The 12,754-nt window shown below is 35.8% G+C and carries 9 protein-coding genes; 6 read left to right on the forward strand and 3 right to left on the reverse strand.

Annotated features, from left to right (window positions below):
• Nucleotides 1-52: 52 nt before the first annotated feature.
• From AA650_RS09260 to AA650_RS09275, 4 genes are all read left to right on the forward strand, one after another.
• Nucleotides 53-1,330 (forward strand): AAA family ATPase, encoded by a 1,278-nt coding sequence (locus AA650_RS09260; protein WP_053538789.1) that lies wholly within the window; start codon nt 53-55, stop codon nt 1,328-1,330.
• Between the two features lie 6 nt (nt 1,331-1,336).
• Nucleotides 1,337-2,086: a hypothetical protein gene (locus tag AA650_RS09265; RefSeq protein ID WP_053538790.1), complete on the forward strand. Its 750-nt coding sequence runs from the start codon at nt 1,337-1,339 to the stop codon at nt 2,084-2,086.
• A gap of 280 nt (nt 2,087-2,366) precedes the next feature.
• Nucleotides 2,367-2,924, forward strand: a complete 558-nt coding sequence (locus AA650_RS09270; protein ID WP_053538791.1) for a Uma2 family endonuclease — start codon at nt 2,367-2,369, stop codon at nt 2,922-2,924.
• A gap of 57 nt (nt 2,925-2,981) precedes the next feature.
• A complete protein-coding gene (locus AA650_RS09275; protein WP_053538792.1) occupies nt 2,982-6,815 on the forward strand; it encodes a hypothetical protein in 3,834 nt (1,277 codons plus the stop codon).
• Between the two features lie 70 nt (nt 6,816-6,885).
• Here the strand turns inward: AA650_RS09275 and AA650_RS09280 are convergent, their stop codons facing one another.
• The 3 genes from AA650_RS09280 to pdxH form a co-directional block, all read right to left on the reverse strand.
• Nucleotides 6,886-7,695 (reverse strand): Uma2 family endonuclease, encoded by an 810-nt coding sequence (locus tag AA650_RS09280; RefSeq protein ID WP_442853962.1) that lies wholly within the window; start codon nt 7,693-7,695, stop codon nt 6,886-6,888.
• Nucleotides 7,696-7,917: 222 nt separating this feature from the next.
• Nucleotides 7,918-9,009 (reverse strand): glycosyltransferase, encoded by a 1,092-nt coding sequence (locus tag AA650_RS09285; RefSeq protein ID WP_053538794.1) that lies wholly within the window; start codon nt 9,007-9,009, stop codon nt 7,918-7,920.
• A gap of 682 nt (nt 9,010-9,691) precedes the next feature.
• A complete protein-coding gene (gene pdxH, locus AA650_RS09290) occupies nt 9,692-10,336 on the reverse strand; it encodes a pyridoxamine 5'-phosphate oxidase (protein WP_053538795.1) in 645 nt (214 codons plus the stop codon).
• 337 nt (nt 10,337-10,673) lie between these two features.
• On the opposite strand from pdxH, the gene AA650_RS09295 reads away from it, so the two are divergent.
• Nucleotides 10,674-11,768: an AI-2E family transporter gene (locus AA650_RS09295; RefSeq protein WP_053541235.1), complete on the forward strand. Its 1,095-nt coding sequence runs from the start codon at nt 10,674-10,676 to the stop codon at nt 11,766-11,768.
• Nucleotides 11,769-11,885: 117 nt separating this feature from the next.
• Nucleotides 11,886-12,677: a segregation/condensation protein A gene (locus AA650_RS09300; protein WP_053538796.1), complete on the forward strand. Its 792-nt coding sequence runs from the start codon at nt 11,886-11,888 to the stop codon at nt 12,675-12,677.
• The last annotated feature ends 77 nt before the right edge of the window (nt 12,678-12,754 follow it).

Here is a 12,754-nt window from a genome sequence, read left to right on the forward strand (position 1 = left end):
AGTATTAACATAACTGGTAAGGTAAAAATAATTCTGTTTTTGGGAGGTTACCATGTTCAAACAAGTTACTTTAGAGAATTTTAGAACTCACAAATTAACAACCATAGAATTATATCCAGTAACTTTGTTAATTGGTAATAACAATTCTGGTAAAACAAATTTTTTAGCAGGAATACAACATTTTTGTAATCTTGTCAGACGAGGAAATTTTAACAATGAAATAGATCAAACTATAAATGCTAATAAAGATTTATATCCACATAAACACAGGCTTGCTAAAGATGAAGAACCGATGTCATTTTCCATTTTATGGAATAACATAATTGGAGGAATTAATTATAAAATAGAAACATATGAAATAGATCCATTTTCGGATGCTTTTGGCTGTAAGGAAACAATAATTATCACATTAGCCAACAATGAAACACCAAAGGAAGTTAATAGTGTTTATGATCAGTCTGGATTTATTCTAGAATTAAGGAAAAAAATACAATTAGACCAAGATTTAAACAGAATAGAAAAAAGACTATGCGAATTATTTTTCTTGGATTTTGATAATATATTTAGTTATCATTTTCAACCTACATTTCTCAAACAGAAAGATAATCAGGATATAGATCAAAAACATGACTTTGAAATAAGTGCAATCCCCGTATATTTGAGAGATAGATTAATCCCAATATATTTGAAAGAAACAGGAAGTAACTTTCAGTCACTTCTCCGTTATGTCAAAGAAAAAGAAGAACGTATATTTTCATCATTTATTGCCAAAATGAGAACTGTTGATACAAGTTTTATTGGAGTTCGTTATGATCCCAATCGTTCCAGTCTCATCTGGGAATTTGATTTAGGACGCAAGGGTATTATTGAAGAATTTATGCCAGATCTTGTATCAGATGGCTTTATGAAAATTGCTGTAATTAGTTTGCTGACATCATTAAAGAAACCACCTGCTCTAATCATGTTAGAAGAGATAGAAAATGGTATTAATCCAGGTAATATACAACAACTAATGAATTGGATTTGGCAAGCAACATCACCTAGTCAAGATGGTTTTGCAAAAACACAATTTATTTTAACTTCTCACAGCCCCTCTGTTTTAAGAGAATTTAATCAACATCCTGATCATGTTTATACAGTTCGTTTAGATAAACGTAGTCGTCAAAGTGATGTGAGAAACTTAAATACTGCACTTGATACCCTTGTGGGAATTGGAGCAATTAAAGATGATGAAGTAGAATATGAAACTGAGGAAAATACAGGTAAACAGTTAATAAAAATACCAAAATATCAGTTAGCAGAACTTTGGTACACAGGGACAATTGGGTAAAATATCATGAATACTATTAATGTGGGAATTGTTGGAGACGGGTTAACTGACTATAAAGTGTTTGGAAAAATTGTTGAATGTATTTTATTAGAAGAAATATCAGAAAATGTCAAATTTGATATTATTCCACTGATTAGAAAAAACATTTTTGATCATGTTCAAAAATACAAAAATGCCTGTCGCAAAAATCCTGAAGGGTATTACTTACCCAATAAAATAGCAGTAGAACTAAGAGATAGTATATGTGGTACAATTATCCAAGCTTTTGAGGAGTTTAAAGATAATGTAGATATTTCCTATAGTGATATTCTTTTAATAACTACTGATACGGAACATATTCTTAAAGATAAAAATCAATATTTTGATACTTGGGCAATTAGTTTATCGCATATTTTGAGAGAAGCAATTGAAAAATTTTATGCTTTTCAAGCTAGAAATGAATATCCTAGAAAATATTTACCCATAATCATGCCTTTAACAACATTTCCCTCAATAGAAGTTCTTGTTGCTGCTGCGAGAGGAGAATTAAATAAAAATTATGGTAAAAATCCCCGCGAGTGGAAAGTTTTATTGTACAAAACCGAATATCCTCAAGATGAAGAAATCGAAAAACAGGCTTTAGATTATATCACACCTGAAAGTATAGACTATATTTTCAATGATTTACCTGAAGCAAGATTTTTTATTCAAACATTATCTTTGGGATTAAAACGTTGTTTTTTAAATAGTAAATCTAATTGTGAAAAATACATCTGATTGAGAGTTCTATTTTAGTAATTTAGTAATTTATTAATTTAGTAAATTCTTCAGTCATCTTAAAAGGGCTATTTCTAATATACCCTTACAGGGTTGCAATTTCTGACATCACCTTTTGAACCATCACAGAAAATTCTCATTAAACTACCATCTAATCATATCTCGTTTATACTGTATGTGGTATTTACATCACAGATAAAAAAGATCTAAAATAAATGTAGAATATTTAATAGATTCCCTAGTTTCACCCCTATTAATTAAAATTCCCATAGAGGCGACAATGGTTTTACAATTACTCAGACACCAATTTACAGTTAAGCAATTTCACCAAATGGCTGAATCTGGTATTTTGTCAGAAAATGAAAGATTAGAATTAATTCGCGGAGAAATGATTGATATGTCCCCTATTGGTACAAGACACTCAGGTTGTGTTTTATTTTTAAGTAACTTACTAGCGTTGCTATTAGGAGGTCTGGCCTTAATTAATGTCCAAAACCCAGTAGAATTAGATGAAACTTCTGAACCTCAACCAGATATAGCATTATTAAAACCCCGTGCAGATTTTTATAGAACTGCACACCCCCAACCAGAAGATATATTTTTGTTAATAGAAGTTGCCGACACAACGATAAAATATGACAGAGAAGTAAAAATTCCTTTATATGCAGAAGCAAATATTCCTGAAGTTTGGTTAATAGATGTTAATCAGGAAGTTATAGAAGTATATCGAAATCCTCTCCAGGGAGTTTATCAAGATATACAGAAGTTAGTAAAAAATCAGACTTTATCAATTTTAGCTTTTCCTGATGTCAGTATTAATGTGACTGAAATATTTTAAATTATCCAGTCATCTTAAAAGGGCTATTTCTAATATACACTTACAGGGTTGCAGATTATGACATCACCTTTTGAACCATCCCAGAAAATTCCCATTAAACTACCATCTAATCATCCTGACTTATTATTAGGATTAGATGACTTACTAGAACTCGGTTTAATATCTGATGATCAAGTTAAACAAATAGCCCGTCAATATCTCACTTGCACTGTAGTCTTTACACCTCAGACTGCATCAGAACCAGAGGAAATTTTCACCCCTAGCACACCCCCACGAAAACCATTAATTGCAACTTTACCACCCATCACAAAACCACCTACGAAACCCAGTTTTGTTAATTCGATGCTGCAATCTTTTGGTGAAGAATTAAGTGTACGGTGGTTGCTGTTTTTGGGTATATTTTTAGTAGTGCTTTCCTCCGGTGTTCTCGCTGCAAGTCAATGGGAAAGATTCCCCGCAGTTGGACAGTATGGAGTTTTATTTGCCTATACTTTGAGTTTTTGTGGATTTACATTTTGGGCGGGTAAACAAAGCAATTTAAGGTTAACTGCACAGACATTATTAATAGTCACATTGTTATTAGTTCCTATCAACTTTTGGGCAATGGATAGCTTTAGTTTGTGGCAAAATCCATTAAACTTAGTTGTGATGGGAATTGCGTCGCTAACCCTGACATTTATTACTAATCAACTTTGTCAAAACCGCAATATTATTAATAATTTTCCCAGTGGTAAATTACCTTTAATCAATATTATCGGGTTGAGTTATTTACATTGGGGTTGGAAGTTATCAAATTTTCCCCTAATTGCTGTTTATTTAGCAATGATAGGAACAACTACTATTACTGTTTACAATCAATTAACCCAACCGCAAGAAAATACAAATATAGAAACTCCACAATGGGGAATTAGTTTATATTTTACTTTTCTGATTTACGCTTTATTAACTTTACTGACAAGGGCTATTTTTATAGCTGGAGTTAATATTACTCAATTAGGTTTAGCAATTGGGATTTGCGGTGGTTTAGTAATTTGGTTATCAGAAAAAAATTCTTCTACAAATCCTTCTATCCTTTGGGAAGAATTAGGAAGAAGTTTACTTTTATTAGGTTGGTTAGTTTCAGTCATAACAGAACCAGCCCAAGCTATAATAGTCAGCATTTTAAGTTTGTGGGTTTTTAGTCGTCGGTTACAAAAATATAATTTACAAAAAGATTTTTTAGCTATTTTCTTAATTGGTTTACAGACAATTTGGCTAGGTTGGAGATTAATTCCTAATGAACTAAAAACATTACTAATTAGCACCGCTACCCATTTAACTAATTCTCAAAATCACCCTTGGGTATTATTGAGTATTGCTTTATTTCCTTACGTCATTTTGATGTTATGGCTAACAGATAAATTACATAATCAAGAAAATCAAGACTTGGCAGATTTTGGAGAACAGCTAACTCTAGGTTTGGGAATTTGTTTAACAATAATTAGTTTGGTAAATCCAATATTAAGAACAATCAATTTTTTATTATCTACTATTACTCTAGCCACATTTATCCAACGTCGTGCAGCTTTTTCTCCTCCCTTGATATACTTAACTCATGGTATGGGAGTATTGACGCTAATTTCTAGCATTAATTGGTTTTTACCAAGTTTAAATCAAGAAATTTGGGCTGGTATCTTATTAGCTATCATGATAGCTGAATGGGGATTTAGTCTTGGTGAAGGCATAACGCGACGGAGTGCATGGTATATTGGTTTAGTATTAGCTGCAATCAGTTTTTCTCTATTATGGGTAAATGCTGAAAGTTATTGGCATGGTAATTGGCAAAATCAAAACTCTTTAGGCGTAATTTGGTTAATTACACCTTTAGCATTAACAGGTTTAGCTATTCGTAATACTGAACCAAATCGCACCACTAACAGGTTTTTAAGTGTCTTCGCTGTAGGGATTTCTCAATTATTAACTTTACCATTACCAGGAATAAGATTAATCGGTTTGGGTGTGGGTATAGCGGTAATGTTAGTCCATACTCGCTATTCAAGAAACCAAATATATGCAGGAATAATTATTGGTTTTGGATTAAGTTTCCTGACTGCATTATTAGGTGAAGGTGTATTTGGTTTAATCCAATTAAAAATATCAGGTTGGTTTGTCGTTACTGCATTAACAATACTGAGTTTATGGCTATGGCGTGGTGTACTTTTACGCAAAGGTACAGAATTGGCAATAATTTATGCAGCCGCAAGTGATAAATGGGCGATCGCATTATGTACAATAGAATTATCAGCTCTGACTTTGCATTCCAGTTTAATTTATCAAAGCATTATCAAAACAGAATATATCTATGTTATTACCACAGCGATAATTTTAGCATCAATCATCTATCGCAGTTGGGGACAATCGAAAGAATCGGCATTTTATGGTATTGGTTGGTGTTTAGAATTATTAACAGCCGAAATATTAGGATTTGGCGAACATTCAATCATTAGAATCGCCATAGCAAACATCATTCTCGGTTTAACAACTCAGCTATTTGGTGAATGGTGGCGACGCAAACATCAATTACAAACATTACCTAATAGTTTTCATATTCTCCCCCTTATTTATGGTGCATTTAGCGTCATTTTGCGATTAAATACCTTTGCCAATTTTACAGGTTTTTGTTCCCTGGGTGTAGCCTTAATTCTCATTGGAGTAGGAAGACGCAGGGAAGCATTTAAACCCCTCCTTTATTTTGGTATTATCGGCCTATCAATTTCCGCCTACGAACTCCTATTTTATCAAATGTCCCTATCTAAAGGAGAGGCTTTAGGTGATGGTTTAATTGCCATGTCAGCCCTTGGTACTAGCATCATGTATGCTTACCGTATCCTCACACCCTGGCTGATTAGTTATCTGGGTTTCAATTCTCAAGAATTAAAAAATATTGCCCATCTTCATTGGGTTTGGAGTAGTATTTTATTCCTTTTTGCTATGACTTTACCTATCCAAATTAACTCGTCTATCGTATTAGGAACAGGATTATTTTTAGTTCGCTATGCGATTTGGCAAGGAAAAGAAAATTCCCAAGAAACAAATCAAGAAATCTGGGTTTATTTAGGTTTAATAGAAGTAGGAATTATTGGTATTTATTTACAAAATTTACCAATAGGGAGATTAATATTTGAGCAATTACTACCTTGGAATGGAGCGATATCCTGCCTATTTGCCTACTTCCTATATATTCTACCTTGGCAAAGATTAGGTTGGTCAAAAACGCCTTGGCAACGCACAGCATACATTCTCCCATTAATTATTGTAGGAACAACGGGACTAACAACCTATCCTATTACTTTAATTATCGTTGCTGCTTACTACATCTTTTTAGCTAACGCTGCCACACAAATCCGGTTTACATATATCAGTTTAATATTAATTGATTGGGCATTATTTACTTGGTTTAATGATTTAAACTTCAGAGATTCTCTTTGGTACGTTATACCAATTGGTTTATCTTTACTATATATTGCCCAAATAGATGAACAACTAAAATTATCAACAACCAAACCTCTCCGTCACAGTTTGCGAATGTTAGGAAGTGGTTTAATTTGCGGTTGGACAATTTTGTTTTATCAAAATCTGCCTTTTATCCCTGGTGTTTTTAGTCTGATTACTATTTTCGCTGGCTTAGGTTTAAAAGTCCGCGCTTTTCTTTATGTTGGTACAGGTACTTTTTTAATTACTAGCATTTACCAATTAGTAATTTTCAGTCTGAGTTATTCTTTCTTAAAATGGATTGTTGGTTTATTAGTTGGTATTTTGTTAATTTACATTGCTGCTAACTTTGAAACCCGACGCACTCAAATCACTGCCCTACTTCGCAATATTAGTGATGAATTTGCCAATTGGGATTGATTAGACATCTGGTGAAAAAAGTAGAGACGTTCCATGAAACATCTCTACAACAATTTTAGAAAACGCACATTTAATCAATTGGATCAATACCCAGTGCGCGTAATTGTTCTGCCAATCTTTCAGCCCGTTGGCGTTCCTGTTCAGCCCGTTGACTTTCTTGTTCAGCCCGTTGACTTTCTTGTTCAGCCCGTTGGCGTTCCTGTTCAGTCCGTTGCTGTTCTTGTTCTACCTTTTCGACTGCCCAGGGTAACAAATTACCTGCTTGATCCCACCATCTTAGCCAGTAACCTATACGCCCCTCTTTTTCTCCTTCCCACAATCCCAAAAATAATCCCATATCTGTAATCCAGTAGCGATTATTCTCGTCTATTGGCTGTAATTTATACTGTCCTGACTCAATTTGATGAACTTCCAATTCAGCCGTCAGGGGGTCAAAAATTACATAGGTAGGGACTTGGAGAATTTGTTCATAAAAAAACCATTTTCCGGGGGGGAAGGCGCGTCTAGCTGAGTATTCTTTCCCGTCTGTATCTGAGCAAAATTCCATGACAACGCGGGGAATTTCTCCTTCCAGATGAGGTGTATAACTGCGTCTATCTGTTGTCCCAGACAAGGGTAAAACTGTCTGCACAAAAAACCAATCTGGGGCTTTAACAACAAGTTTGTCATTCATTGTGGCACATATGCCCAAATTGGCAGCTATCAGCATGGTGGATTGAATATATCCACTTAGTTCCAGACTTTCTCGTAATGCCCCAGCAATTAATGGTTGTGCAGTGTTTTCCACAGGTTCTTCTTCTAGGATAAAATCTTCGGGTAATGCTTCCCAAGAGATTGCTATTGTTGATAGTTGTGGAGCAGTTGAGATTGGAGTAGCCACCATAACTCTAACTCCCTGTTGTGAGGATTTTTTCTAATTTATTATCGTCCCATTATAACTGAATCTTTAGATTCTTAATTTAACTGTTTGTGGAGTTGCTGAATTGGAGGATAAACTTGAAAAATCAGCAATTTCAAACTTTGTGTCTGCCCTGCGGGATCTCTAAGAGAGATAGGACAAAACATACAGCACTTCCCTATTATCCAATGCCAAAAATTAGTATTAATCAGGTTGAGTAGAGGTCGAAAAACTTTCCTGAAAACTTAACTCCTCATATACAGCCAATGTTTCTTGGTGTACACGGGCAACATTTAACCATTCTAGATTTTCCTGCGATCGCTGTTTCCATTCCTGAAGTATATTTGCATCACTCAATAATTTTATTAATGCCTTAGCCAACTGATGACTATCCTGCGCCGGCACTAATATCCCCGCTTTACCATTATCCAAGGCCTCTGGAATACCATCTACCTCAGTGGCCACAATCGCCAACCCTGCTTCCCTCGCTTCTGAAAGCACCAAGGGACAGGGATCACGGTGGGAAGCCAAGACAAAAATATCACAGGCTAGTAAATAACGTTGGGGTTCAGGCTGAAACCCTTCAAAGTGAATCCGATGACTAACAGCCGTTGCTTGGGCTTGAGACTCAAATATTTGTTTATCTGGACCATTTCCCACCAAATATAAATGTACTTCGGGAAAATCCTGAGCAATTTCTTCAAAAGCCGCAATTAATTCAGTGATGCCCTTTCTTTTATACATTCCTGCTACGGTGGCTATCGCTGGACTTTGTAAACTTAAAGGTTGATAATCGGATATTTTCCGAGTCCGAGGACTACCCAATGTCCCATTACAAATTACCCGTAATTTTTGTTTGGGGATTCCCCGTTGTACCATCGAATTTTTGACAGCCTTACTAACAGCAATTACTCGGTCTGCTAAACCCATCAATAGGCTACTAGGTTGAAATTCATTATGGACAGTAGCCACTAAAATATATCTATTTTCCCATCTCAAAGCCCGCGCTAATACCACACCAGTCATCATGTGAGCATGAACTATATCTGGTTGAAATTCTTGCACAATTTTCCGATAAGCGATCGCCGCCTTCATCATTGTTATTGGCTGACGACTTTGGTTAATTTCGTAATGTTTAACACCAAATTGATTTAATAATTTTTCGTATCCCCCTCCCGCTGAAATTACCGCCACATCATCGCCAGATTGGGACTGTAAACAAGCTAAATCCACAGCTACATTGACAATACCATTACCGATTTCCTGGACATGATTTAATATATGTATGATTCGCATAAAGTTAAAAATGTGTATCAAAACTTAAATACATTTCAGCAAAGAAAGATTAATCATCTAATTCAAAGGGAACAGGGAACGGGCAACAGGGAACAGGAAAAACTCATGTTTAAAAACATGAGATTGAAATAATGACACTGTTTTTTTCGTGCTACGCATCTTTTAAAAACATCCTTTTTTTGACTGAGCTTTAAACTGGTGCAAATGAGTGTTTCTTATTTGCTCCCTGTTCCCTGTTCCCTTCTTTTGTAAGTGAATGGAAAAAAAACTACATATGTAAGGAAAAGTCAAGTTGCCCAAAATCTCTTTTCTGTTCCCTTGCCATAACAACAATTTTTAACGCCAACCTACTTAATGACCTGATAACTACTATATCTATGTCGGTCTTTCTGATAAGTCATGCTTAATATATACAGATCCAGTATAATCTAACTGTACATTAAGAAACATATATCAAAGATAATTTGGGGTAGTTAACTTATACTGAATTATTAATTAATAATCATCGGTTTTTACTCTGATCAGGATCTTCCTATTAATTATCATTTAAGCATTCAGTATTCAGCTATCAGTTTTCAATACGGAAATACAGAATGTTAAATGTGTATAACTTTCAGGAAATAACTACTTCCTCATCTCCACTATTACTGCTGATAGCTGAATGCTGACATCAAATATTAAATCAAGGTGATAAACGCTCGATTTCCCAGCCGCCATTATCTACATGAGTATATAACAGGCGGTCATGTAAACGACTCGATCTTCCCTGCCAAAACTCAATTTTTTGGGGAATCACGCGAAAACCACCCCAATGTGGAGGACGAGGAACTTCCTGAGTTTGATATTTGCGCTGAAATTCTTGCAATTGTAATTCTAAAACTTCTCTACTCGCAATTACTTCGCTTTGATTAGAAGCCCAAGCACCTAACCGACTATATGTAGGGCGGATTTCAAAATAGCTATCAGATTCTGCTGCGGAAATTTTTTCCACAGTTCCCACAATTCTGACCTGGCGTTCTAATTCCGCCCACCAAAAAACCAAAGCAGCATGGGGGTTTACTGTCAATTCCTGTCCTTTTTGGCTATTGTAATTAGTAAATAAGACAAACCCCCGTTCATCAAAATCTTTGAGTAATACCATTCTCGCCGAAGGCTGACCATCGGATGTACAAGTAGCCAAAGTCATAGCATTAGGTTCAGGTAGCTGGGCTGACAGGGACTGACTAAACCATATTTTAAATTGTATAAATGGATTTGGATCAATTTGTTTCTCATTTAAATCTTGTAATGTGTAGTCTTTGCGAAGATCAGCTATGCTAGTATCCATTTTTGTTATTTCCTCAAATTTAGATCAGCTAAAATTTATGATCAAAATCAGTAAATAGTTTAGACAATAGTAATACCTTGTCCATTTTCCGTAGGTTGGGTTAAGCGACAGCGCAACCCAACAAATGCGTTAGGTTTCATGCTGATTGCTTGGCGTTCACGCAGTGTCCCGCAGGGATACGTTTACGTTCCACAACCCAACCTTACAAATCAAGGCTTTTTCCAATTTGGACAAGGTATTGACAATAGGAAATGGAAATTACAAAAGTATGGCTTCCGCCACACTAGGTGATCATTCCTCTCTTACACCTGAAGTCCTTGCTTATACATTAAATCAGATGCGCCGTTTTGCTTCTCTGCAAACTCTGTTAATTTACGGACTCAGTGGACCAATTATCGCCCTCAATATCTGGCTACTGTCTGTATTATTCCATTTTTTCCAGAATCCAATTACTATTCTCAGTATTGCTGCAATTCTGGCTTTTCTATTGAATTACCCGGTTAAGTTACTGGAGAAAGTCAGAGTTACCCGTACTCAAGCAGTAATTATTGTTTTACTGCTGACTTTAACTTTGTTTATTGTTTTGGGTGTTACCCTCGTACCAATGGTCATTGACCAAACCATTCAATTGTTAAATAAGATTCCTGATTGGTTAGCGACTAGTCAAGCTAATTTGGATCACTTAGAAAGTTTAGCAAAGCAGCGGCGGTTATCTATAGATTTAAAGCTAGTAACAAACCAAATAAATGCTAATATTCAGAATTTAGTACAGCAAATAGCTTCAGGGGCGGTAGGATTTGCAGGAACACTGTTATCAGGAATACTGAACGTAGTATTGGTCATTGTTCTAGCTTTTTATATGCTCATATATGGCGATCGCGTTTGGTCTGGTTTAGTTAACATTCTCCCGTCTAATATTGGTCTTCCTTTTAGCCGCTCATTACAGTTAAATTTTCAAAACTTTTTTTTGAGCCAATTATTGCTAGGACTATTTATGGTCATAGCCCTTACACCCATTTTCTTATTTCTGAAAATTCCATTTGCCCTGTTATTTGCTATTATTATCGGTATTTCTGGGCTTATTCCCGTTGTTGGCGCAACTTTAGGCATTGGTTTAGTCACATTGTTGGTATTAATCCAAAATTGGTGGTTAGCCTTTCCAGTCGCTACAATGGCAGTTATCATGCAACAAATCAAAGACAATTTGTTAGCACCAAAATTAATGGGCAATTTTATTGGACTTAACCCTTTATGGATTTTTATTGCCATTTTAATGGGATTTGAAATTGCTGGATTATTAGGAACACTCGTTGCTGTGCCAATTGCGGGAACTATCAAAGGCACTTTTGATGCCATTAAAGGCAGTGATCACAGTGATTTTGTCTCTACTTTTCGAGCTAATTACGGCTCGGAATTTGAACAAGATGAATAAATTGGTTATTGGTCATTAGTCATTGGTCATTGGTCATTGGGTAATTTTCTCCGAACTCCGAACTCCGAACTCCTGACTCCTGACTCCTGACTCCTGGTATATTAAATTTTGAATTAAATGGATGCAGTCGAACTATTAGAAACAATTACACACCTCATTGAGCAAGCTGAAAAAGGGGAAATTGACCCTTGGGACGTGCGAGTTATTGAGGTGATTGACCATTACTTAGAATTGATGGCTCCAGAAGCAAGAACTATCAGAGGCTATGAAAGTGACTTGTCTCAATCTGGACAGGCTTTTTTATCAGCATCAATGCTTGTATTATTTAAAGCTAATACATTAATGCAGTTGTCGGCAGTACATAATATCTCAGAAGAAGTTGTAGATGATACACTATTAGAAATTGAGGATGGATTGTTATATCCAGCCCATCGTTTGCAACTGGAGCAACACTTACGCCGTCGTCCGGCAGCTATGCCACCCCCAAAACGGCGGGTAACTTTACAAGAGTTAATAGACCAGTTACAAATTATGGCCAGCCAACTAAAGCTGGTAGAAACAGTAGATAAACCTAAGCGACTGAAACGTCAACCTAGTGTGCAAACTATGAGGGAAGCCCTAGAGTTAGCACACCAAGAAAATCTAACGGAAGTCGCGTTAGAACTAGAGCAAGTATTAAATTCTGCTGCTAAAGGGCAAAATTTAGAGGAACAATGCTGGAATTTAGAACAACTGATAGATTTGTGGATAAAGACAAAACAACCAGAGAAAAAAGCTTCTCATCATGAATCAGAACACGGTAACTTAGTTAGCGTTTTTTGGGCGTTACTACTGCTATCGGCTCAATCTAAGGTAGAACTATTTCAACAAGAATTTTACCAGGAAATTCAAATCCGCTTACTTACTTAAAGGCAGGGAGCAGGGAGTAGAGAGTAAGGGGAGTTGGGGAAGTGGGGGAGGTGGGGGAAGTAAAAGGGGAGAAATAT

Origin of the sequence: Anabaena sp. WA102 (assembly GCF_001277295.1) — a bacterium.
In the GTDB taxonomy this organism is placed as follows: Bacteria; Cyanobacteriota; Cyanobacteriia; order Cyanobacteriales; family Nostocaceae; genus Dolichospermum; species Dolichospermum heterosporum.